The sequence below is a fragment of the Aquamicrobium soli genome (assembly GCF_042646345.1).
Taxonomy (GTDB): Bacteria; Pseudomonadota; Alphaproteobacteria; order Rhizobiales; family Rhizobiaceae; genus Mesorhizobium; species Mesorhizobium soli_A.
The window spans coordinates 18,150-40,127 of sequence record NZ_JBHRTK010000015.1 but is presented as its reverse complement, the minus strand read 5'-3'; the positions used below and the strand labels follow the sequence as shown (position 1 = coordinate 40,127).

Genomic DNA, 21,978 nt, shown 5'->3' with positions numbered 1-21,978 from the left:
CTCCCCTATTCCCATTCGAGGAGGAGTTCATCATGACCACCATCGCCTTCATCGGCCTCGGCAACATGGGCAATCCCATGGCCGCCAACCTCATCAAGGCCGGGCACACCGTGCAGGGCTTCGATCTGGTGGCGGAAAGCCTCGCGGTGGCGCGCGACCATGGCGTCACCGTCATGGCGAGCGCCGTCGCGGCGCTGAAGGATGCCGATGTGGTCATCACCATGCTGCCCGCCGGCAAGCATGTGCTTTCCGTCTATGGCGACATCGCGCCCAAGGCCAAGACCGGCGCGCTGTTCATCGACTGCTCGACCATCGACGTCGATTCGGCGAAAAAGGCGCATACGCTGGCACAGAAGCACGGGCTCCAGTCGATCGACGCGCCGGTTTCCGGCGGCACCGGCGGTGCGACAGCCGGCACGCTCACCTTCATGGCCGGCGGTGCGGACGAAGCTTTCGCGCGGGCCGAACCCATTCTCAAGCCGATGGCCGGCCGCATCGTCCATTGCGGCGGCGACGGCGCCGGCCAGGCAGCCAAGATCTGCAACAACATGATCCTCGGCATTTCCATGATCGGCGTCGCCGAAGCCTTCGTGCTGGCCGAAAAGCTCGGCCTGTCGCACCAGGCGCTGTTCGACGTGGCCTCGACCTCGTCGGGCCAGTGCTGGTCGCTGACCTCCTATTGCCCGGTCCCCGGCCCGGTGCCGAACTCGCCGGCCAACAAGGACTACAAGCCGGGTTTCGCCGCCGCCCTGATGCTGAAGGACCTGAAGCTTTCGCAGGAAGCCGCGCAAGGCGCCGGCGCGGTGACGCCAATGGGCGCCGAGGCTGCCCAGCTTTACGCGCTTTTCAACGCGCAGGGTAACGGCGGCGTCGATTTCTCCGGCATCCTCAATTTCCTACGCGGCCGTTCCGCCTGACGGAAATTCCGGCCCAACCGGCGAAAAAGATTACAAATTTAGGTTTGATTAAGCTCTTGCTAACCACGCGGTAACGATGTGCCTGTAGAACGGAACGCGAGGCGGACAGCGCATCCGCCCAGCGCTCCGGATCAGGTACTGCGTACCGGAGCAGTTAAGTTTCGCAAGCGTTCGGTCGCGAAACGCCATGCGTATCTGGCAAAGCCGCGTTCCCTGCAGGGACGCGGTTTTTGCGTTCAGGGCCGCCTTGAAAGCCGGCGGTAATTGGCCTGCACGGCGCGGCGTGCCAGCCGCAACGCGGCCTCGACCGAGCGCTCGAAGGCAACGCCGTTCAGCATCGAGGGCATGCGCCCCGACATCACTTCCGGCCAGAACGCGGCCATCGAGCCCGCCATCGACATCTGCGCGGAAAAGACGCCATCGGCCGCCGCAAGCATTTTTTCGGCGACCGCCCGGCCGGTCTCGCCGCGCCAGGGCGTCTGCCGGCTCGCTTCCTCCGCCAAAATCGGCAGCCGCATCATCGCCACCATCGGCGAAAGCATGAACGCGTTGGCCGTCCTCGCGGCCCGCAGCGCCGCGGCTCTCTTAGGGGATGCTCTCATGGATGTGCACTCTCAAAAATGGCGGGCGACGTAGCCCGCCATGACAATATATGGACGCGGATTTGGTTCCGCTACCTGTGGAAGCGTCAGGCGCGCCGCAGGTCGGCCTCGGCAAGGTCGAGCGCGCGGACGATGCGCTCGCAGGCAAGGTCGATCGTCTCGCGCGTCCAGATCAGCGGCGGCGACAGGATCATGGTGTCGCCGGTGGCGCGCATCATCACGCCGTTTTCGATGGCATGGTCACGCACCACCACGGCCGCGCGCCCATCGCCCTCGAAGCGCTCCCTCGTCGCCTTGTCCTTGACGATCTCGATCGCTCCCATCAGCCCGACGGAGCGCGTCTCGCCCACCAGGCCGTGGCCGGCGACGCGCTCGCGCAGGGCCTGTGCGAAATAGGGACCGGTGTCGGTCTTCACGCGTTCCACCAGCCCCTCGCGCTCGATGATCTCGAGGTTCTTCAGCGCCACCGCACAGGCCACCGGATGCCCGGAATAGGTGTAGCCATGGGCAAACTCCCCGCCCTTCTCGGTAAGCGTGGCGGCGATGCGGTCGCCGACCAGCAGCGCCGACAGCGGCTGGTAGCCGGAGGTCAGCGCCTTGGCCGTCGTCATCGTGTCCGGCGTAACCTCGAACGTCTGCGCCGCGAACCATTCGCCGGTGCGGCCATAGCCGGTGATGACCTCGTCCAGCATCAAGAGCACGTCGTATTTGCGGCAGATGCGCTCGACCTCGGGCCAGTAGCTCATCGGCGGGATCTTCACCCCGCCCGCGCCCATGATCGGCTCGCCGATGAAGGCCGCGACCTTGTCGGCTCCGGCCTCCAGGATCGCCTCCTCGACTGCCCTTGCGGCGCGCAGGCCGAATTCGTGGTCGCTCTCGCCCGGCAGCGCCAGTTCATAGGCATAGGGCATCATTACATGCACGATGTTGGGCACTGCGCCGCCGAGTTGCTTGTGCATGGCCTCCATGCCGCCCAGCGACGTGCCGGCGACCGTAGAGCCGTGATAGGCGTTCCTGCGTGAAATGATGCGGTTCTTTTCCGGCTTGCCCTCCAGCGCCCAGTAATGGCGCACCAGCCTGAGCGCTGTGTCGTTGGCTTCCGAACCGGAGGAGCCGAAAAACACCTGGTTGACCGACGGCGGCGCGATCTCGGCCAGTTTCTTGGCCAAAAGCACCGGCGTCGGCGTCGAGCATTTGAAGAAGGAATTGTAATAGGGAAGTTCCTTCATCTGCTCATAGGCGGCCTCGGCCAGTTCCTCGCGGCCGTAGCCGACATTCACGCACCACAGCCCGGCCATGCCGTCCAGCAGTTCGAAGCCTTCCGAATCGTAGATATACGGGCCTCGCGCATGCGTGATGACGCGCGAGCCCGCCGCGCGCAGTTCCTTGTGGTCGGTAAACGGATGCAGATGGTGCGCGGCATCGATCTGCTGAAGCTGCTTCAGCGAATAGTTCTGGTATGTCATGGGGTTAGCCTTTCCTCTTGACTCACGGCGACAACCGCCGCCGGCAAACGGGGTCAAGAAGCGGCGTGGGGCGAATAGCCGATGCGGGCACACAGCCTGAGCAGGTCGCAATGAAGGGTTCGGCTCGACGGCGTCGAGGCGAAGCGTTCTTGCTGGTTCCTGGCGGGGCGGCCGGCAGACATGCCTGCCTTATAAACCAACAAAGCCGAAACCGGAATGCCGCCTCACGCGCGGCGCAGCCGGGAACGCAGCGTCGAGAACAGGATCAGGAGGACGCTCAGCGTCACCACCACGGCCGGCAGCCCGATCGGCCCGATCATCTCGATGAGGAAGCCCGAGCCCGGCGGCCCGATGATGCCGCCCACGCCCCACATCAGGCCGAAGGCGGCGTTGCCGGCCACCAGCGCCGACCCGGAGAAGCGGTCGCCGAGTTCGACCAGCGCCATGGTGTAGACGCCGTAGCCGACGCCGCCCATCACCAGGAGCACCGGCCATTGCAGCGGCGTCGTCACGATCAGCGGCAGGAGCAGCGCACCGGTCATGTTGGTCATCGCACAGGCGAGGATCATCCGCCGGCCGCCGAAACGCTCCGCCGCCATGCCGAGCGGCAGTTGCAACACGATGTTGCCGACCGACATGACGCTGATCAGGGTGGAGATGGTCGCCTCGCCAAGGAGGTAGCCTTTGCCGAACACCGGCAGCAGCGAATACATGCTCTGCTGGGTCGCCGCCGCCACCGTCACCGCCAGAAGCAGCGTCGGCGCGACCAGCCAGAAATGCAGGGCGCCGCCATGGCGCACGCCGTCGTCGAAGCGGTCGAATCGCCTTGCCGCGACGAAAAGGATCGCCGCGCAGGCGCTGAAGCCGCAGATGCCCACCAGGAAGGGCGGCCAGCCCTCGGTTCCAAGCAGCGCCAGCGAGAGCGGGCCGCTGGCGTAGCCTGCCCCGGTGACGGCGTTGAAAATGCCGAGCAGGCGGCCGCGCCGCGCGGGCGGGGCCAGCGTTATCAGCCACACCTCGCCCAGGATGTAGAGCGGATTGACGGCAAGCCCGATGAGGAAGCGCGCCGGATACCAGGCCAGCCAGTTCTGGGTGAAGCCGATGAAGACAAACAGCAATGCCGCCGAGGCGGCGCTGCCGACCGCCAGCCCGCGCGACCCGAACAGGCGAACCAGCGTCGGCACGAACAGCGACGACACCATCAGCCCGAGCGGCGTCATCGCCGCCGAAAGGCCGATCGCGCCGGAAGACATGCCCTGCTTCTGCATCAGGAAGGTGAACAGCGGATAGCTCAGCCCCTGCGCGACGCCGAACACGGTGACGCTGGCGATGACGCCGAAAAGTGCGGCCAACGGCATGCGGGCGGGCGGCGTTTGCGGCGCGCTCATCGCACGGCCCGCACCATGGCGACGGCGGTCGCCACGCCCAGGACGGAGCACGTCAGGCCCAGCGTCAGCGGCAGGCCCGGCGCGCCGATCAGCGCCATGACGCCACCGCTGAGCGGCGGCATGGCGATGCCGCCTATGCCCCACACCATGGCGAAGGCGGCGTTGCCCGCCATCATGGTCTTGCCGGTAAAGCGCTCGCCCAGTTCGACGATGGACATCGTATAGATGCCGTAGGAAGCCGATCCCCAGAGGAACAGGCACGGCCAGATCGCCGGCGTGCGGATCAGCAGCGGCAGCAGCATGCAGCCGAGCACGGTCAGGCCGATGCAGCCGAGCCGCACCGGCCGCGCCGAAAGCCGTTCCGCCAGCAGGCCGAGCGGCACCTGCATGGCGATGTTGCCGGCGATCATCACCGTCAGCAGTGCCGACATGTCGAAGGAGGCGATGCCGTATTCCGCGCCATAAACCGGAAGCAGCGCCAGCACCGTCTGCTCGAAGCCGGCCGCCACGATCACCGTGAAGGTCAGGAGCACCGCCAGCGGGATGAACTGCCAGACCGAAACATGCTCGCCGCTCGTATCGGTCCTGGGCAGGCGATGGAGCACCGACGCCAGGCAGGCGCCGCAGATGATGAAGGCGACGATGCCGACCAGGAAAGGCGGCCAGCCGTCGGTTCCGACCAGCATCAGGCACAGCGGGCCGGCGCCGAAGCCCATGGAGATCACGGTCGCGTAGATGCCGAAGATGCGGCCGCGCCGTGCCGGCGGCGCCAGCCCGATGACCCAGGTCTCGCTCATGACGTAAAGCGGATTGGTCACCACGCCGATCATGAAGCGCAGCGGGAACCACGCATAGACGTTGTAGGTCCAGCCCACCAGGAACAGCGTCAGCGCCGACAGGCCGGCACAGGTGAGCGCCGTGCGGCCGGCACCGAAACGGCGAGCCAGCGATGGCACCATCGGCGCCGAAACGATGAAGCCGATGGGCGTCATCGCCGCCGAAAGGCCGATCATCGCCGGCGACACGCCCTGGCGCTGGAGCACGAAGGAAAGCAGCGGATAGCTCAGCCCCTGCGCGATCGCGAACACCGAAACGGTCGCGATGACGCCGCCGATCGCCGCCCAATCCGTCGGGGCGACGCTGGCCGTCCGTATCTCTCTGGAAGCCTGATGTGGCATCGTGCCCTACCGCCCGCATGAATCGTCGCGGGCAAACGCCGGCGCTCCGCCCTGCTACCCACTCCGTGCCGCCAAGGAAAGTGCCGCCCGCCGAAATCCGCTTGCGCCACGCACGACCCGATCCCGCGTCGGCCCGGCCAGTCTGCAAAGCTGGCGCCAGAAGCGAAAACGGGGCTCCGCGCCGCCGCAATTGCGCGACAAAGGCGAGGAAACGGCCGCCTGCGACGAAATTTATTGGGCTGGTTTGGGGTCAGTCGCAAAAAGACAATCATCTGTCGCTGGCAAGCCCCGGCCGATCCGCGTCACACTATTTGGCTTGCAAGCGTCATGTTTTGCCCTGACAGTTCCTGCTTGAGCTTGCGGGATTACCCCGGATAACCTCAAGCGAAAGTTCAACAACGCCCTGGGGAGGAACCTTCCATGAAGTACCTATTGGCCACAACCGCTCTCGCTGCTGCCCTCGTCGGCTTTGCCAGCGCCGCCTCCGCCGAGTGCGGCGACGTGACGATCTCCAATATGAATTGGCAGTCTGCCGAGGTGCTGGCCAATATCGACAAGATCATCCTCAACGCCGGTTATGGCTGCAACGCCGACCTGGTCGTCGGCGACACCGTGCCGACCCTGACCTCGATGACGGAAAAGGGCCAGCCGGACGTCGCGCCCGAAGGCTGGGTCGACCTGCTGCCCGACGTGGTACAGAAAGGCATCGCCGACAAGAAGCTGGTGTCCACCGTCGAAGCGTTGTCAGACGGCGCGGTCCAGGGCTGGTGGATTCCGAAGTACCTCGCCGACGCCCACCCCGACATCAAGACGATCCCGGATGCGCTGAAGCACCCGGAGCTCTTCCCCGCTCCCGAAGATTCGTCCAAGGGCGCCGTCTTCAACGGCCCGCAGGGCTGGGGCGGCACGCTGGTAACCACCCAGCTGTTCAAGGCCTATGGCGGCGAGAAGGCCGGCTTCACGCTGGTCGACACCGGTTCGGCCGCCGGCCTCGACGGCTCCATCGCCAAGGCCTACGAGCGCAAGGAAGGCTGGATGGGCTACTACTGGGCCCCGACCGCCATCCTCGGCAAGTACGAGATGGTCAAGCTCGACTACGGCGTGCCCTACGACGCGGCCGAGTGGAAGCGCTGCAATACCGTTGCCGACTGCCCCGATCCGAAGCCGAACGAATGGCCGAAGGACCATGTCCAGACGCTGGTGACGACGGCGTTCGCCGAGCGCGCCGGCCCGGCCATGGACTACTTCTCCAAGCGCTCCTGGTCGAACGCCACCGTCAACAAGCTGCTGGCCTGGATGACCGACAACCAGGCCACCGGCGAGGAAGGTGCCAAGCACTTCCTCAAGGAAAGCCCGGACGTGTGGACGGCCTGGGTTCCGGCGGACGTTGCCGAAAAGGTCAAGAAGGCGGTCGAGTAATCCGGCTTCGCCGGTTCTGGAAAGCGGCGGTTGCCCCGCCGCTTTCCTCTTTTGCGGGCCATGCCACGCATCCGGGCGCGCAAACCGGCGAGCCGAGACAAGGCTACGCATTGATTCTATGCTGTAGCGCACCGAAACCGACCAGCACCGAGGCAGGCAGCGAACGATGGATTGGTTGACGACCTTCCCGCATCTGAACGACGACTTTCTCCGTAATTTGAAAAAGAGCATCGACGAAGGCTTCCGGATGTTCACGCGCGCCTATGGCGACAGCATCGAGTCCTTCTTCAACCCGCTCCAGTATTTCCTGATCCAGTCCGAACGGTTCATGACGCAGACGCCGTGGCCGATCATCATGCTGCTGATCGGCCTGCTCGCCTGGTACGGCAGCCGCAGCCTCAAGATCGTGTTCGGCTCGCTGGCGGCGCTGTTCGTGATCGGCATGTTCGACATGTGGGACGACACCATGAAGACCATTTCCATGATCTTCGTGTGTACGGTGCTGGCGATCGTCATCGGCATCCCGATCGGCATCCTGATGGCGCGCTCCGACCGCGTCCAGGCGGTCATCAACCCGGTCCTCGACGTCATGCAGACCATGCCGAGCTTCGTCTACCTGATCCCGGTGGTCATGCTGCTCGGCATCGGCAAGGTGCCGGGCCTGATCGCGGTGGTGATCTACGCCATTCCGCCGATGATACGCCTGACCAATCTCGGCATCCGCCTCGTCGACAAGGACGTTCTCGAGGCCGCCGATTCCTTCGGTTCCTCGGCTTGGCAGAAGCTGAAGGACGTGCAGATGCCGCTGGCACTGCCCACCATCATGGCCGGCATCAACCAGACCATCATGATGGCGCTGGCCATGGTCGTCATCGCCTCGATGATCGGCGTGCAGGGCCTCGGCCAGCCGGTGCTGAAGGCGATCAACAACCAGTATTTCACGCTCGGCGTGTTCAACGGCCTGGCCATCGTCGTCATCGCCATCATTTTCGACCGCGTCAGCCAGGCCTATGGCAAGCGCCTGCAACGGCACCTGGAGGTGGTCCATGGCTGAGAGCACGAAACCCGCCTCCGGCATCGAAGTCCGCTCGCTCTACAAGGTGTTCGGCGCCAACGCGGCGCGCGCCGTGGAACTCGTCAAGGGCGGCATGAGCAAGGCCGAACTGAACGAGAAGCACGGCAACGTGCTCGGCCTCAAGAACATCAACCTGGAAATGCCGGGCGGCTGCATCCAGGTCATCATGGGCCTGTCGGGCTCCGGAAAGTCGACGCTGATCCGCCACATCAACCGCCTCATCGACCCGACGGCCGGCGAGGTACTGGTCGGCGGCGCCGACGTGGTCAAGATGAACGAGCACGAGCTGCGCGAATTCCGCCGCAAGAACACGGCGATGGTGTTCCAGAAATTCGCATTGCTGCCGCACCGCACGGTGCTCGACAACGCGGTCTATGGCCTGCAGATCCAGGGCGTGCCGCGCAAGACGCAGGTCGAGCAGGCGATGCGCTGGATCGAGCGGGTCGGCCTTTCCGGCTTCGAGAACCGCTATCCCAACCAGCTCTCGGGCGGCATGCAGCAGCGCGTCGGCCTCGCCCGCGCGCTCACCAACGACGCGCCGATCCTGTTGATGGACGAGGCGTTTTCCGCGCTCGACCCGCTGATCCGCACCGACATGCAGGGCGTGCTCCTCGACCTGCAGAAGGAGATCAAGAAGACCATCGTCTTCATCACCCACGATCTCGACGAGGCGCTGAGGCTCGGCGACCGCATCGCCATCCTGCGCGACGGCGAAGTCATCCAGCAAGGCAGCGGGCAGGACATCGTGCTGCGCCCGGCCGACCCGTATATCGAGAAATTCGTCAAGGAAGTGAACCGCGCCCGCATCGTCTATGCCTCGTCGGTGATGACGCCGCTCAACGGCGCGGCCCCCGCCGGCCTGCCGATCGCGGCAGACGCGACGCTGGAGGATGCGCTGCGCGAAATGGTGCAGGCGGACATGCGCACAGCCCACGTGCTTGGCCGCGACGGCACGCCGGCCGGCTCGCTCACCCTGCACGCGGTGGCCTCGGCCATGGTGACGCCCTCCCATATGACTGAAGGCGTGGAAGCGTAGTTTCCGCCTTTATTCCTCCGTCCCTCCCCTTGCGGGGAGGGATTTTGGGGGTGCGGGCCTGCTCGTCCGCAGCAACACCCTCTTCCGACGATGTCGCTTCCCTCGCCCTAGTGGTCGCCGCCTCCGCAATGCGGGCAGGGTCGCCGGTCCATTATGCGGTAAAAATACCGCCTATCGAGGACCATCATGTCAGCCGAGCCAAACCTAGCCGACCACGCGTCGGCGCCCGAGCATTCCCGCCGTGGCGGCCGCGCCGGAAAGCGCTCATCCGGAACCGTCGGCTTCGAGCAGCCCCCGTTCCGGCAATTGCGCAATCCGCTCGCCCCGACGCGGCTGATTTCCGACGACGAACTGGAATCGATCCACCTCGCCTCGCTGCGCGTCCTCAGGGAGATCGGCGTCGACGTGCTGCATGAGGAAGCGCGGCGCATCATGAAGGCACACGGCGCCGATGTGCGCGAGGGCTCCGAGCGCGTGCGTTTCGATGCCGACCTCATCCTCGAACTCATTTCGCATTGCCCGTCGGAGTTCACGCTGCACGCCCGCAACCCCGCGCACAATGTGCGATTCGGCGGTGACAACGTCATCTTCACGATGATGGCCTCGGCCCCCAACTGCTCGGACACGGACCGTGGCCGCCGCTCGGGCAACCAGGCCGACTACCGCAATTTCCTGCGGCTGGCGCAGATGCACAACATTCTGCACGCCACCGGCGGCTACCCGGTCGAGCCGACCGATATCCACCCCTCGATCCGCCATCTGGAATGCATCCGGGACCTCGCCACGCTCACCGACAAGGCGTTCCACATCTATTCGCTGGGTAAGGAACGCAACGTCGACGGCATCGAGATCGCGCGCCTCGCCCGCGGCATCTCGCATGAGCAGTTGCTGCAGGAGCCGTCGGTCTTCACCATCATCAACACCAACTCGCCCCTGCGCCTCGACATTCCGATGATGGAGGGCATCATCCAGATGTCCAGCATGGGCCAGGCGGTCGTCGTCACCCCCTTCACGCTTTCGGGCGCGATGGCGCCGGTGACGATCGCCGGAGCGCTGGTGCAGCAGAACGCCGAGGCGCTGGCCGGCATTTCCTTCGCCCAGATGGTGAAGAAGGGCGCGCCGGTCGGCTATGGCGGCTTCACCTCCAATGTCGACATGAAGTCCGGAGCGCCCGCCTTCGGCACGCCCGAATACATGAAGGCGCAGCTTGTCGGCGGCCAGTTGGCGCGCCGCTACAAGATACCTTACCGCACCTCCAACGTCTGCGCCGCCAACGCGGTCGACGCGCAGGCCGCCTATGAAAGCGTGTTTTCGCTGTGGGGCGCGATGCAGGGCGGCGGCAACATGCTGATGCACGGCGCCGGATGGCTGGAGGGCGGTTTGCGCTGCTCCTACGAAAAGACCATCCTCGACATCGATCTGTTGCAGATGGTGGCGGAATTCCTGACGCCGCTCGATTTCTCCGAAGACGCGCTTGCCATCGACGCCATCCGCGACGTCGGCCCCGGCGGCCACTTCTTCGGCACCCAGCACACGCAGGACCGCTACAAGACCGCCTTCTATTCGCCGATCGTCTCCGACTGGCGCAATTTCGAAACCTGGGCCGAAGCCGGTTCCCCTACCGCCGTCGAGCGCGCCAACCGCGTCTGGAAGGAGCGGCTTGCCGGCTACCAGGAACCGCCCATGGATCCCGCCATCCGCGAAGAACTCAACGCCTTCGTCGATCGCCGCATCGCCGAAGGCGGCGCCCCGACGGATTTTTGAAGCCGCCCGGGGGCGGCCGATCAAGAGTCAGCCGCTCCACCAGTCACTTGAATCACTTTCCAGCTTGTGAGCCTCAACACTATGAAATCCCACGTTAAAGCGGTTGTCATCGGCGGCGGTGTCGTCGGTTGCTCTGTGCTCTACCATCTGGCCCGCGCCGGCTGGAGCGACGTCATGCTGATCGAGCGCTCCGAGCTCACCTCCGGTTCGTCCTGGCATGCGGCGGGCGGCTTCCATACGCTCAACGGCGACCCGAACGTCGCCAAGCTGCAAGCCTATACGGTCCAGCTCTACAAGGAGCTGGAAGAGCTTTCCGGACAGTCCTGCTCGCTGCACCTGACGGGCGGCGTCATGCTGGCCGACACGCCCGAGCGCATGGACTTCCTGCGCCTCGCCCACGCCAAGGGCCGCTACCTCGGCATGGACACCGAACTGATCACGCCTTCGGAAGCCAAGGCGATGTTCCCGCTGATGGACGAGACGAACTTCGTCGGCGCCATGTGGGACCCGGTCGAGGGCCATCTCGACCCCTCCGGCACCACCATCGCCTATTCCAAGGCGGCAAAGAAGCTGGGCGCGGAGATCGTGCTGCGCAACCCGGTCCGGGAACTCACGCAGGAACCGGACGGCACCTGGAACGTGATCACCGAACAGGGAACCGTGAAGGCCGAACACGTGGTCAACTGCGGCGGCCTGTGGGCACGCGAGATCGGCCGCATGGTCGGCCTCGAACTGCCGGTCCTCGCCATGGAGCATATGTACCTCCTGACCGAGCCGATGCCGGAGGTCGAAGCTTTCAACCGGGAAACCGGCCGCGAAATGGTCGGCGTGCTCGACTTCAAGGGCGAGATCTACACCCGCCAGGAACGCAACGGCATCCTGCTCGGCACCTATGAAAAGGCCTGCAAGCCGTGGTCGCCGGTCAACACGCCGTGGGATTTCGGCCATGAATTGTTGCAGCCCGACCTCGACCGCATCGCGCCATCGCTCGAACTCGGCTTCAAGCATTTCCCGGGCATCGCCAATGCCGGCATCAAGCAGGTCATCAACGGCCCCTTCACCTTCGCGCCGGATGGCAACCCGCTGGTCGGCCCGGTGCAGGGCCTGACCAATTTCTGGTGCGCCTGCGCCGTCATGGCCGGCTTTTCGCAGGGCGGCGGCGTCGGCCTGGCGCTCTCCAACTGGATGGTCAACGGCGACCCGGGCTTCGACGTCTGGGGCATGGATGTTGCCCGCTTCGGCGAATGGGCGAGCCTGCGCTACACCAACGCCAAGGTGCGCGAGAACTATTCGCGCCGCTTCTCGATCCGCTTCCCCAACGAGGAACTGCCGGCCGCACGCCCTGCGCAGACCACGCCGCTCTACGACACCATGCTCGCCAACAACGCCGTCATGGGCGATAGCTGGGGGCTGGAGACGCCGCTCTGGTTTGCGCCGAAGGGCACCGAGCCGAAGGATGTCGTCTCCTTCCGCCGCTCCAACGACTTCAAGCCGATCGGCGAGGAAGTGCGGGCCGTGCGCGAGCGCGTCGGCGTCACCGAGATCGCCAACTTCGCCAAATATGAAGTGACCGGAACGGGTTCGGAAGCTTTCCTGAATCGGTTGATGACCAACCGCATGCCGAAAAAGGGCCGCCTCGTGCTGACCCCGATGCTGAACGAATTCGGCAAGCTGATCGGCGACTTCACCATCGCGCATGCGGGTGATGACCGCTTCATGATCTGGGGCTCCTCGGCGGCGGCCAAGTACCACATGCGCTGGTTCGAAAAGCACCTGCCCAAGGACGGCTCCGTGCGCATTCACCGCTTCGACCAGACGCTGGTCGGCCTCTCCATCGCCGGCCCCAAGGCGCAGGCGCTGTTGCAGAAGCTGGCGGACGTGGACGTCTCGACCAAGGCCTTCCGCTTCATGGACTATCGCGAGATGGCGGTGGGCGGCGCGCCCTGCATGGTCAACCGCATCACCTATACGGGCGATCTCGGCTACGAAATCTGGATGCAGCCGGCCTACCAGCGGCTTGTTTATCAGGCGATCAAGCAGGCGGGCGAGGAATTCGGCCTGGTCGATTTCGGCATGCGCGCCCTGCTCTCGATGCGGCTGGAAAAGAATTTCCCGACCTGGTTCCGCGAGCTTCGCCCGATCTATGGGCCGTTCGAAGGGTCGATGGATCGCTTCGTCAAGATGGACAAGAACGATTTTATCGGCCGCGACGCTGCCGCAAAGGAACTGGAAGCCGGGCCGAAGCTGCGGCGCGTTTCGCTGGTGGTGGATGCGCTCGATGCCGACGTGATGGGCGACGAGCCGATCTGGGCCAGGGTTTCCACCGATTACGGAACGATCGAAAAGCCGCATGGCTACGGCGCGCCGCGTTTCGACGAGAAGGGCCAGGAAACCCGCGTTTCGGTTGCCCAGGAAGGCGCCTCGTCCATTCGCGGCATCGTCGACGGCGACTGGCGCGTGGTCGGCTGGGTGACGTCGGGCGGCTATGCCCACTTCGTGGAAAAGTCGATGGCGCAGGGCTACGTGCCGGCGGCCCTGGCCGAAAACACGAGCGAGGGCCTGTTCGAGATCGAGATACTCGGGAAACGCCGGCCCGCCCGCATCCTCGTCGAGCCGCCCTTCGACCCGAGCGGCGCGAAAATGCGAGGCTGAAAAGTCTTCGCCTCAGCCGGCGGCCAGCATGCCGGCTGAGGCGAGTTCCTCGCGCAGGATCGCCACGGTTGCCGGCGCGATTCCACGCGCGCAGATATAGGGCAGCCCCTTGCGCCGGGCCGTCCAGCCGACGGCCCGAAGCGTCGCGGCAACCTCCGGCTCCAGCCGCCTGAAAAGCGCCCATGAACGGCAATCGGCCGCCGCCACATCCGCCCTGCCCTCGGCCACCGCGCGAAGCGAAGCGCGATGACCGCCGGTTTCCTGCCGCTCGCTGAACAAGGCCAAGCCTTCGCCAAGCGCCGCCAAATCCTGTTCAAGCGCCAGCACGCCCGACATGGAATCTTCGCCATTGAAGGCAAAGCGCTTGCCGCGCAGCAGCTCGAGCGGCAGCACGGCCCGGCCGTCGGCGGGCGCTGGCACATCTTCCGCCGATCCGTCGGCAGTTGCACCTCCCCTAGCCCCTCCCCGCAAAGGAGAGCGGAACAGCGCTTCCAAATCCTCCTCCCCCTTGCGGGGAGGGGTCAGGAGTGGGGGTAGCCCCGCAGCCAAGTGCTCTGCATCCGCAAGGAAGATGGCAGGCCCGCGCATCACCACGACGCTGGAATAAAGCTCGCCCCGCCCGCCTTCGCAGTCGGAATAGTCCGGTTGGCCGATCACCTGCACGTGCTCCGCCAGCCCGAGGCCCATCGGCCCCCAGCAGGTCTGCGCAAACAGCAGCGCGGGGTCGCGCCACAGGGCCATCAGGTCGAGACCCCCGGAGGGCGTATTCCGCCGCGTCAACGCAGCCGGCGCATCGATGCCACGCCGGCGCAGGGCATCGCGCAGCCGCGCCCACTGGGCATCGGTCTCGGCGCGGACTTCCGGCCAGTCGTACATCGGCAAGGCGGCGATAAATCCGGTCATCGCCCTATCTGGGGAAAGCAGGCGTGAAAATGCAAGGGCCGCCGCCGCTCACTCTTTCGGCGGCTCTGCCGGCACCGGCGCGGTGCCGAGGCCGTTCAACTGATGCGCCTCGCGCACGCGGGGCTTGAACGCCCTGCCCGGCTCGGGCGAGCGGCGCAACGCCGGGTGCACCACCGGCTCCTTGGCATGGAAGGCATAAGCCTTCACCAGCGCCAGGTAGTTCGGATAGACATAGCCGTTGTTGGCCTTCACCCACTCCTCGCGGCGCTCGCGGAAAAGCTTCGGCAGGCTGTACCACGGCACGGTCGGCAGCTTGTGGTGGACGAAGTGCAGGTTGTTGTTGAGGAACAACAGCGCCAGAGGCGAGCGCTCGACGATGATGGTGCGCCCTTCCGGCCGCTCCGACCACTGGTGCTCGGCAAAGGTGCGGATGGCGATCAGCGACTGGCCGAGCCACACCGGCACCAGCACGTAAAGCCACAGCGGCATGCCGAAGCCGAACTGCACGGCCGGCAGCACCACCGCCACGCCCAGCCCGTGCAGCAGCCACGCCTTTCGGATCGCACGGTCGCCGGCCATCATCGCCTTGCCGTCGCCAAGGATGAAGCCGATCGACGCCAGCCACGGCCCCAGTACGAAGCGGCCGGCCATGGTGTTGTTGATCCGCAGCAGGAATTTCATCGTCGCCGGCAGTTCCTCATGCCGCCACAGCGCCTGGTAGTAGCTTTCGGGATCGTCCAGCGGGTCGGTCAGGCGCTCGTCGTGGTGATGGCGCAGATGCAGCGTCTTGAAGCGGCGATAGGGCCACACCAGCCCCAGCGGCAGGAAGACGAAGGCCTCGTTGACCAGCGCATTGCGGGTCGGATGGCCGTGCAGCACTTCGTGGACCAGCGAGGACTGCAGCGCGACGGTCAGTGTCAGCAGGCCAAGCGCGACCAATGGCCAGGACGGCCAGAGGAAAAGCCCCGCGACCAGCCAGGTGCCGTAGCAGAAAACCGCGAGAAACACGGTCGGCCACTCGATGGTGCGCGCCCGATTCCTTGTTTCATTCGCTTTTGCCATTTCACCCTGATGCCCTGCTGTCAGGAGACCGAATCCGGCTCCTGACACCATGATGTCAGCAGGGATGTGCGCTCGCAACGCGACAACGCGCACAAACCGTTTACATGACGCAGCTTATGCATCATATGTTGTGTAAAATAAACATAATAGGGATTTTCGTTTGCATTCCGCACAGGTCGCGGCACAATGAGCGATTGCACTCGATGAGCGGTGAAATGGACAAGCGCGATCTTTCCACCCTGTTCCGCGAGCGGCTGAAGACGCTGCTGGCGCGCTCCGACCTCAACCAGTCGGCTTTTGCTACCGCAGTCGGCATCGACCGGTCCGCGCTATCCCAGCTTCTGTCGGGGAGTTCGACCCGCCTGCCGCGCGCCGAAACGCTGCTCAACATCGCCGCCGAGTTCAAGGTGTCGCTCGACTGGCTGCTCGGCCTCAGCCATGACGAGGGCGTCACCGGCGAAATCCGCGAAAGCCTGGAGATCGAGGAGGCGCTGGGCAGTTTCGACCGCACGCTCCTGGCCCGATGGCACGCCGAGGCGGCCGGCACCAAGATCCGCTATGTCCCGGCCGGGCTGCCCGACCTTTTGCGCACCGAATCGGTGGTGGACTACGAGGCCGGCATCGCCAACCGCAGCCGCGAGGCGCAGATCGGCGAAACCCAGTACCGCATCGACTACACCCGCCGTCCCGAGACGGACATGGAAGTCTGCATGCCGCGCCACACCCTCGAAATCTTCGCGCGCGGGCTCGGCGTCTGGAGCGGGTTGCCGGTGTCCGATCGCCGCGAACAGCTACACCACATGGCCACGCTGCTCGACGACCTCTACCCCACCTTCCGGCTCTTTCTCTACGACGGGCGGATGCGCTACTCGATCCCCTACACGATCTTCGGTCCCTACCGCGCGGCCATCTATGCCGGCGACATGTATATCGTGCTCAACGCCACCCAGCCGATCCAGCGGCTGACCCGGCATTTCGACAACCTGATCCGCGCCGCCGACATCAACGCCCACGAGGCGGCGAGCTTCACTCACAGCCTCGCTGAAATGCGATTTGATCCGTGACGCACCGCCACGTTATTGACCCGACATAAAGATTTCTTTATATCCTTATCTCAAGAAACTCTCCGAAAGCAGATGCGATGAACAACCCTATCGACGCTCTCCTGGCTGAAAAGGGCATACTCCTGGCCGACGGCGCCACCGGCACCAACCTGTTCGCCATGGGCTTGCAGGCCGGCGAAGCGCCGGAACTGCTCAACGAAAGCGCGCCCGACACCATCGCCAGCCTGCACCAGGGCTTTGTCGATGCCGGGGCCGACATCATCCTTACCAATTCGTTCGGCGGAACCCGCCATCGGCTCAAGCTGCACAAGGCCGAGGGGCGCGTTTTCGACCTCAACAAGCGCGCCGCCGAGATCGCCCGTTCGGTGGCCGACAAGGCGGGCCGCAAGGTGATTGTCGCCGGCTCCGTCGGCCCGACCGGCGAACTGCTGGTACCGCTCGGCGCCATGACCTACGAAGACGCGGTGGATGCCTTCGCCGAGCAGATCGAGGGCCTGAAGGCCGGCGGCGCCGAAGTCGCCTGGATCGAAACCATGTCGGCGCCCGGCGAAATCCGCGCCGCCGCCGAGGCCGCCATCCGCGTCGGCCTGCCCTACACCTACACCGGTTCCTTCGACACCGCCGGGCGCACCATGATGGGCCTGTTGCCCAAGGACATCCACGATGTCGTCGACGGGCTGGAACAGCGCCCGGTCGGTGTCGGCGCCAATTGCGGCGTCGGCGCTTCCGACATTCTCGCCTCGCTGCTCGACATGACCGAGGCAAGGCCGGAGGCGACCGTCATCGTCAAGGGCAATTGCGGCATCCCCGAATTCCACGGCTCGGAGATCACCTATTCCGGGACGCCGGAGCTGATGTCGGACTATGTGCGGCTGGCGGTCGACAGCGGCGCGAAAATCATCGGCGGCTGCTGCGGCACCTCGTTCGCGCATCTTGCCGCCATGCGCAAGGCGCTCGACACCCACACGAAGGAAAGCCGGCCGACGCTGGAGACGATCGTCGGGCGCATCGGCCCGCTGCGCAACAAGGCGGCGCAGGAGAACAGCGCGGAAGCCGGCGAGGGTCGCCGTTCGCGCCGCCGCGAACGCGCCTGACCGGGGAAAGCCGCCCTACTCGCCGTTTTCGGCGTAGCTCGCCACGACGGAGTTGAAATCCGCGCTCGTGCTATCGCTCTCCCGCCGCATCGTCATCAGCGCGCCGGCGGCCGGCTCGCTGATCTTGGCCAGCATCTGGCCGAAGCGTTCGTTCTTCAGGGCCGACAGGGCGGTGCTGTGCGCCGCCTCCACGGCGCTCCCGGCGCGCCGTGCCTCGTCCGCCCTCACCTGGTTGGCCGAGGCATAGGTCGCGCCGCCGGTGGCGCGCGAAGCACTGGCTGTCGACCGTGGCAAGGAACCGTCGATATGCACGTGATCACCTTCGAGATTCAGGTGCTCTTCTTCTAGTCGGAGGACATTGAAAAGCCGTACCTGAAAAGGCGTGCATTTTAGGGAAAAGGCCGGCAAGCCCCGCTTCGCCGGCCTTTATTGTCGTCAGCGGCCTTTGTCGAGCGCCGAGGCGAGCCGCACCAGCGACAGGAATTCCGAGCGGTAGCCGAACGGGTCCGTTCCGCGGGCGCCGGCGGCAATCTCGCCGATCCGGTCGTAGCCGAACCGGCTGGTCGCGTCCTCGTCGCGCAGTTTCTGGCCAAAGGCAGCCACCGCCACGGAGAAGCGCTGGTCGGCGCTCGCCTCGTCGAAGGCCTTGACCTCGTTTTCCGGCGTTACCGGCGTCGCGATCAGCCTCGAGGTGTCGCCATCGGGCAGCTTGTAGCGGATCTTCACGAAGGCATATTCATCGCCATTGGCAACGCTGCCCTTGTCCTCAACCGCCTGCCCGTAACGCAGGCTGTCGATCTGCTCGGCTCCGCTGCCCTTCGGCGTGATTTCGTAAATCGCGGTCACCGAATGGCCGGAGCCGATGTCGCCGGCATCGACGCGGTCGTTGTTGAAATCCTCGCGGTTCAGCGCCCGCGTCTCGTAGCCGATCAGCCGGTATTCGGATACTTTCGCCGGGTTGAACTCGACCTGTATCTTCACGTCCTTGGCGATCGGAAACAGCGTCGAGGAAGCGTCCTCGACCAGCACCTTCTCGGCCTCCGCCAGCGTGTCGATATAGGCGGCCGTACCGTTGCCGTTCTGGGCGATCGTCTGCATCATGCGGTCGTTGAGGTTGCCGCGCCCGAAGCCCAGCACCGACAGGAACACGCCGGACTTGCGCTCCTTCTCGATCAGCCGCTTGAGGTCGGCGTCGTCACTCTGGCCGACATTGAAATCGCCGTCGGTGGCAAGCATCACCCGGTTGACCCCGCCCCTGACGAAGGCGCTTTCCGCGAGCCGATAGGCTTCGCGGATACCCGCCTCTCCCGCCGTCGAGCCGCCTGGCGTCAGCGTGTCGATCGCCCGTAATATCTTGTCCTTGTCCGAAACCTTCGTCGGCTCGAGCACGACGCCGGCATCGCCGGCATAGGTGACGATGGAAACGGTGTCGTCGGGCTTCAGCTTGCCCACCAGCAGGCGGAACGCCGATTGCAGCAGCGGCAGCTTGTCGGGCGCATCCATCGAGCCCGACACATCGATCAGGAACACCAAATTGGCCTTCGGCTGGGTGGCGGGCTGCACATCATAGCCCTTGATTGCCACATGCATTAGCTTGGTGCGGGCATTCCACGGCGTCGGCATGACGGTCACAGTGGAATTGAACGGCGTTGCCGCGCTGTCCGGCCCCTTCCAATCGTAGGGGAAGTAATTGACCATTTCCTCCACGCGCACCGTATCGGCCTGCGGCAGCACGCCTTCCTTCAGCGAGCGGCGGACGAAGGAATAGGACGCCGTATCGACATCGACGGAAAAGGTCGAAACCGGGTCCTGCACCACCGAGCGCACCGGGTTGGACCTGAAATCCTCGATCCGGTCGCGGTTCTCCGGCTGCGGCGGCTGAATATCCGCGGGCGCAGGAATCGGCGCCACCGACGGTTCGACCATCAGGTTCTGCGTGAACGCCTCGCGCCTTTGGCCGCTGGCCACCCCACCCTTGCCCGTCAGGGCGGGGCGAGGCGCTGCCGCCAGCGTGTCCTGCTGGTCGGCTGGCGCTACCGCCGGGGCCTGCTCCTGCACCGCCGCCGGCTTCTCCATTTCGACCTGTTTCTGGTCCGGCCCGCGAGCCAAACCGAACGGCTGGTCCTTCACGAGGTAGAATGCCGTATAGCCGGCGATCGGCAGGGCGACGAGTGCGGCAATCGCCGGCGTGGCAATCAGTTTCTTCTGCATGCTCTCTCTCCAGAGCCGACGGGCTCGCTGGATGAGACGCGGACGGCCCGCCGATCCTTGGGGCGCGGCGGAAAGATTTTCGCCGTAGGCGGCCATCGCGGCCCGCACGGCGCGCGCTTTCGCATCGGCACCCGGGGCCGGAACCGCGCTTTCCCGCAATCCGAAAAGTTCGTTGTCGTCGACCATGGTCACACTTCCCCGGCCTGGTGCATCAACACCTTCAGCCGCTTCTTCGCTTCATGGATGTGCCAGGAAACCGTCGTCTCGGAGATACCCATCGCCCCAGCCGCGACCGCATGCGAAACGCCTTCGCCATAAACCAGCGTCACCGCCTCGCGCTGCTTGTCGGGCAGTTGCCGCACTGCCGCCCACAGCGCTTCCACCGGGTCTTCCGCCTCGCCGGCACTCTCGCCCATGACCCGCACATGGACACCGAAGGCAGCGGTCCCGGCGGTTTCCCGGGCGCATTTGCGGGCGTGGTCGCGCGCGGCGTTGAGCGTGATCGCGTAGAGCCACGTCGTGAACGCCCCGCCGTCGCGGTAGCCGCGGATCGCCCTGCCCAGCCTGGCACAGACCTCCTGGGCGATATCCTCGGCATCGGCCTTGCGGCCGCACCAGCGGTAGGCCACCCGATGAACGAACGCATAGTGCCGTTCGACCAGCGTGCCGAAGGCCTCGCGGTCCCCGCCTTTCGCGCGCGCCGCCAGTTCGCTGTCGGAGGCTTCGCTTCCCTCAAGCATCATCGCCGTCATTTGCCCGTTGGACGAACGCGCAACGCATTTCCTTGGGGACGCCCGGCAATATTTTTTCCGGGCGTTCCGCCGAGGCTACGAATTGCGCTCCTTGCGCAGCTTCGCCCAATAATCGAGCCGCTTGCGGATATCGCGCTCGAAGCCGCGCTCGGGCGGGTCGTAGAAAAGCTGCCGCCCCATCTTCTCGGGGAAATAGTCCTGCCCGGAAAAGGCCTCCGGTTCGTCATGGTCGTAGCGGTAACCCGCGCCGTAGTCCTCCGCCTTCATCAGCTTGGTCGGCGCGTTGAGGATATGCTTGGGCGGCAGCAGCGAGCCATGTTCCTTGGCGGCGCGGGTAGCCGCCTTGAAGGCCGTATAGACGGCGTTCGACTTGGGCGCGGTGGCGAGATAGACGCAGGCCTGTGCGAAGGCAAGTTCGCCTTCCGGCGAACCGAGATAGTCATAGGCATCCTTGGCGGCATTGGCGATCACCAGCGCCTGCGGATCGGCCAGGCCGATGTCCTCCACCGCCATGCGCACCAGACGCCGGCCGATATAGAGCGGGTCCTCGCCGGCATCGAACATGCGGCACAGGTAATAGAGCGCGGCATCGGGATCGGAACCGCGCACCGACTTGTGCAGCGCCGAAATCAGGTTGTAGTGGCCGTCCTGGCCCTTGTCGTAGATCGGCGCCCGGCGCTGGACGATGCGCTGCAGGCCCTCGGCGTCGAACACCTCGCCCGGCTTGGCGGCACGCCACACTTCCTCGGCCAGGGTCAGCGAGGCGCGGCCGTCGCCGTCGGCCATGCGCATCAGCACCGCCCTCGCCTCGTCGTCGAGCGGCAGTTTTTTCCCCTCGGCCTCCTCGGCCCGCGAAAGCAGCTTGCCGATACTTTCCTCGCCAAGCGAATGGAAGACCAGCACGCGTGCCCGCGACAACAGCGCGGCGTTCAGTTCGAAGGACGGGTTCTCGGTCGTGGCCCCCACCAGCACCACCGTGCCGTCTTCCATGACGGGCAGGAAGGAATCCTGCTGGGCGCGGTTGAAGCGATGAATCTCGTCGACGAACAGCAGCGTCTGGCGACCGTTCGCGCGCCGCATCCGAGCTGTCTCGAATACTTTCTTCAGGTCCGCGACGCCGGAAAAGATCGCCGATATCTGCTCGAACGCCAGGCTGGTCTCGCCGGCCAGGAGGCGCGCCACGGTGGTCTTGCCGGTGCCGGGCGGTCCCCAGAAGATCATCGAACCCAGCGAGCCCGACGCGATCATCCGCGTCAGCGCGCCGTCCGGGCCGGTCAGGTGCTCCTGGCCGACGACCTCGCCCAGATTCTTCGGCCGCAGCCGGTCGGCCAGCGGTTGCCCGGCCCGCGCTTTCTCCGGCTCGCCCGCACTGAAAAGATCAGCCATGACGTCTCA

General features: G+C 65.4%; 18 protein-coding genes. 8 read left to right on the top strand and 10 right to left on the bottom strand.

Going from position 1 to position 21,978, the window contains the following annotated elements; genetic code table 11:
* Nucleotides 1–32 precede the first annotated feature (32 nt).
* Nucleotides 33–917: a 3-hydroxyisobutyrate dehydrogenase gene (gene mmsB, locus ACFOHJ_RS15710; protein ID WP_378222055.1), complete on the top strand. Its 885-nt coding sequence runs from the start codon at nt 33–35 to the stop codon at nt 915–917.
* Between the two features lie 236 nt (nt 918–1,153).
* On the opposite strand, the gene ACFOHJ_RS15705 is transcribed toward mmsB, so the two are convergent.
* From ACFOHJ_RS15705 to ACFOHJ_RS15690, 4 genes are all read right to left on the bottom strand, one after another.
* Complete coding sequence (locus tag ACFOHJ_RS15705) at nt 1,154–1,519, bottom strand: hypothetical protein (protein WP_378222053.1); 366 nt, start codon at nt 1,517–1,519, stop codon at nt 1,154–1,156.
* Between the two features lie 86 nt (nt 1,520–1,605).
* Nucleotides 1,606–2,985, bottom strand: coding sequence for an aspartate aminotransferase family protein (locus tag ACFOHJ_RS15700; RefSeq protein ID WP_378222051.1), 1,380 nt, complete (start codon nt 2,983–2,985; stop codon nt 1,606–1,608).
* Between the two features lie 224 nt (nt 2,986–3,209).
* Nucleotides 3,210–4,373, bottom strand: a complete 1,164-nt coding sequence (locus ACFOHJ_RS15695) for an MFS transporter (RefSeq protein ID WP_378222050.1) — start codon at nt 4,371–4,373, stop codon at nt 3,210–3,212.
* Nucleotides 4,370–5,551 carry an MFS transporter gene (locus ACFOHJ_RS15690; protein ID WP_378222048.1) on the bottom strand — a complete coding sequence of 394 codons (1,182 nt, stop codon included), beginning with the start codon at nt 5,549–5,551 and terminating at the stop codon, nt 4,370–4,372. The genes ACFOHJ_RS15695 and ACFOHJ_RS15690 overlap by 4 nt, the downstream gene beginning before the upstream one ends.
* A 420-nt stretch (nt 5,552–5,971) precedes the next feature.
* Between ACFOHJ_RS15690 and ACFOHJ_RS15685 the strand changes: the two genes are divergently transcribed.
* The 5 genes from ACFOHJ_RS15685 to ACFOHJ_RS15665 all read left to right on the top strand — a co-directional run bounded on the left by ACFOHJ_RS15685 (nt 5,972) and on the right by ACFOHJ_RS15665 (nt 13,497).
* On the top strand, nt 5,972–6,970 hold the full coding sequence (locus ACFOHJ_RS15685) for an ABC transporter substrate-binding protein (protein ID WP_378222046.1): 999 nt from the start codon (nt 5,972–5,974) through the stop codon (nt 6,968–6,970).
* A 166-nt stretch (nt 6,971–7,136) separates the two neighbouring features.
* The gene (locus ACFOHJ_RS15680; RefSeq protein ID WP_378222044.1) at nt 7,137–8,024 is read left to right on the top strand and encodes an ABC transporter permease; all 888 of its coding nucleotides are present in this window, start codon (nt 7,137–7,139) and stop codon (nt 8,022–8,024) included.
* On the top strand, nt 8,017–9,081 hold the full coding sequence (locus tag ACFOHJ_RS15675) for a quaternary amine ABC transporter ATP-binding protein (RefSeq protein ID WP_378222042.1): 1,065 nt from the start codon (nt 8,017–8,019) through the stop codon (nt 9,079–9,081). The genes ACFOHJ_RS15680 and ACFOHJ_RS15675 overlap by 8 nt, the downstream gene beginning before the upstream one ends.
* Before the next feature lie 186 nt (nt 9,082–9,267).
* Nucleotides 9,268–10,845: a trimethylamine methyltransferase family protein gene (locus ACFOHJ_RS15670; protein WP_378222040.1), complete on the top strand. Its 1,578-nt coding sequence runs from the start codon at nt 9,268–9,270 to the stop codon at nt 10,843–10,845.
* A gap of 81 nt (nt 10,846–10,926) precedes the next feature.
* Nucleotides 10,927–13,497, top strand: coding sequence for a GcvT family protein (locus tag ACFOHJ_RS15665; protein ID WP_378222039.1), 2,571 nt, complete (start codon nt 10,927–10,929; stop codon nt 13,495–13,497).
* 12 nt (nt 13,498–13,509) lie between these two features.
* Here the strand turns inward: ACFOHJ_RS15665 and ACFOHJ_RS15660 are convergent, their stop codons facing one another.
* Together ACFOHJ_RS15660 and ACFOHJ_RS15655 are read right to left on the bottom strand one after the other, a co-directional pair.
* Nucleotides 13,510–14,400 (bottom strand): phosphate/phosphite/phosphonate ABC transporter substrate-binding protein, encoded by an 891-nt coding sequence (locus ACFOHJ_RS15660; RefSeq protein ID WP_378222037.1) that lies wholly within the window; start codon nt 14,398–14,400, stop codon nt 13,510–13,512.
* Nucleotides 14,401–14,448: 48 nt separating this feature from the next.
* The gene (locus ACFOHJ_RS15655; RefSeq protein ID WP_378222035.1) at nt 14,449–15,462 is read right to left on the bottom strand and encodes a fatty acid desaturase; all 1,014 of its coding nucleotides are present in this window, start codon (nt 15,460–15,462) and stop codon (nt 14,449–14,451) included.
* Nucleotides 15,463–15,677: 215 nt separating this feature from the next.
* On the opposite strand from ACFOHJ_RS15655, the gene ACFOHJ_RS15650 reads away from it, so the two are divergent.
* Both ACFOHJ_RS15650 and bmt read left to right on the top strand, forming a co-directional pair.
* The gene (locus ACFOHJ_RS15650; protein WP_378222033.1) at nt 15,678–16,526 is read left to right on the top strand and encodes a helix-turn-helix domain-containing protein; all 849 of its coding nucleotides are present in this window, start codon (nt 15,678–15,680) and stop codon (nt 16,524–16,526) included.
* A gap of 77 nt (nt 16,527–16,603) precedes the next feature.
* Nucleotides 16,604–17,620: a betaine--homocysteine S-methyltransferase gene (bmt, locus tag ACFOHJ_RS15645; RefSeq protein ID WP_378222031.1), complete on the top strand. Its 1,017-nt coding sequence runs from the start codon at nt 16,604–16,606 to the stop codon at nt 17,618–17,620.
* 15 nt (nt 17,621–17,635) lie between these two features.
* On the opposite strand, the gene ACFOHJ_RS15640 is transcribed toward bmt, so the two are convergent.
* The 4 genes from ACFOHJ_RS15640 to ACFOHJ_RS15625 all read right to left on the bottom strand — a co-directional run bounded on the left by ACFOHJ_RS15640 (nt 17,636) and on the right by ACFOHJ_RS15625 (nt 21,969).
* Nucleotides 17,636–18,028: a hypothetical protein gene (locus ACFOHJ_RS15640; RefSeq protein ID WP_378222030.1), complete on the bottom strand. Its 393-nt coding sequence runs from the start codon at nt 18,026–18,028 to the stop codon at nt 17,636–17,638.
* Nucleotides 18,029–18,055: 27 nt separating this feature from the next.
* Entirely contained in the window at nt 18,056–20,017 is a 1,962-nt protein-coding gene (locus ACFOHJ_RS15635) for a vWA domain-containing protein (RefSeq protein ID WP_378222028.1), read from the bottom strand.
* Nucleotides 20,018–20,019: 2 nt separating this feature from the next.
* Nucleotides 20,020–20,583 (bottom strand): RNA polymerase sigma factor, encoded by a 564-nt coding sequence (locus tag ACFOHJ_RS15630; protein ID WP_378222026.1) that lies wholly within the window; start codon nt 20,581–20,583, stop codon nt 20,020–20,022.
* 75 nt (nt 20,584–20,658) lie between these two features.
* Nucleotides 20,659–21,969, bottom strand: coding sequence for a replication-associated recombination protein A (locus ACFOHJ_RS15625; protein WP_378222024.1), 1,311 nt, complete (start codon nt 21,967–21,969; stop codon nt 20,659–20,661).
* Nucleotides 21,970–21,978: the final 9 nt, after the last annotated feature.

Bases quoted from the DNA above. Each gene is read 5' to 3' on its own strand.
- ACFOHJ_RS15680 (WP_378222044.1), top strand. From the start codon at position 7,137: ATGGATTGGTTGACGACCTTCCCGCATCTGAACGACGACTTTCTCCGT.
- ACFOHJ_RS15660 (WP_378222037.1), bottom strand. From the start codon at position 14,400: ATGACCGGATTTATCGCCGCCTTGCCGATGTACGACTGGCCGGAAGTC.
- ACFOHJ_RS15700 (WP_378222051.1), bottom strand. From the start codon at position 2,985: ATGACATACCAGAACTATTCGCTGAAGCAGCTTCAGCAGATCGATGCC.
- ACFOHJ_RS15685 (WP_378222046.1), top strand. From the start codon at position 5,972: ATGAAGTACCTATTGGCCACAACCGCTCTCGCTGCTGCCCTCGTCGGC.
- ACFOHJ_RS15625 (WP_378222024.1), bottom strand. From the start codon at position 21,969: ATGGCTGATCTTTTCAGTGCGGGCGAGCCGGAGAAAGCGCGGGCCGGG.
- bmt (WP_378222031.1), top strand. From the start codon at position 16,604: ATGAACAACCCTATCGACGCTCTCCTGGCTGAAAAGGGCATACTCCTG.
- ACFOHJ_RS15670 (WP_378222040.1), top strand. From the start codon at position 9,268: ATGTCAGCCGAGCCAAACCTAGCCGACCACGCGTCGGCGCCCGAGCAT.
- ACFOHJ_RS15665 (WP_378222039.1), top strand. From the start codon at position 10,927: ATGAAATCCCACGTTAAAGCGGTTGTCATCGGCGGCGGTGTCGTCGGT.
- ACFOHJ_RS15655 (WP_378222035.1), bottom strand. From the start codon at position 15,462: ATGGCAAAAGCGAATGAAACAAGGAATCGGGCGCGCACCATCGAGTGG.
- ACFOHJ_RS15630 (WP_378222026.1), bottom strand. From the start codon at position 20,583: ATGACGGCGATGATGCTTGAGGGAAGCGAAGCCTCCGACAGCGAACTG.
- ACFOHJ_RS15635 (WP_378222028.1), bottom strand. From the start codon at position 20,017: ATGGTCGACGACAACGAACTTTTCGGATTGCGGGAAAGCGCGGTTCCG.
- ACFOHJ_RS15675 (WP_378222042.1), top strand. From the start codon at position 8,017: ATGGCTGAGAGCACGAAACCCGCCTCCGGCATCGAAGTCCGCTCGCTC.
- mmsB (WP_378222055.1), top strand. From the start codon at position 33: ATGACCACCATCGCCTTCATCGGCCTCGGCAACATGGGCAATCCCATG.
- ACFOHJ_RS15690 (WP_378222048.1), bottom strand. From the start codon at position 5,551: ATGCCACATCAGGCTTCCAGAGAGATACGGACGGCCAGCGTCGCCCCG.
- ACFOHJ_RS15705 (WP_378222053.1), bottom strand. From the start codon at position 1,519: ATGAGAGCATCCCCTAAGAGAGCCGCGGCGCTGCGGGCCGCGAGGACG.
- ACFOHJ_RS15650 (WP_378222033.1), top strand. From the start codon at position 15,678: ATGGACAAGCGCGATCTTTCCACCCTGTTCCGCGAGCGGCTGAAGACG.
- ACFOHJ_RS15695 (WP_378222050.1), bottom strand. From the start codon at position 4,373: ATGAGCGCGCCGCAAACGCCGCCCGCCCGCATGCCGTTGGCCGCACTT.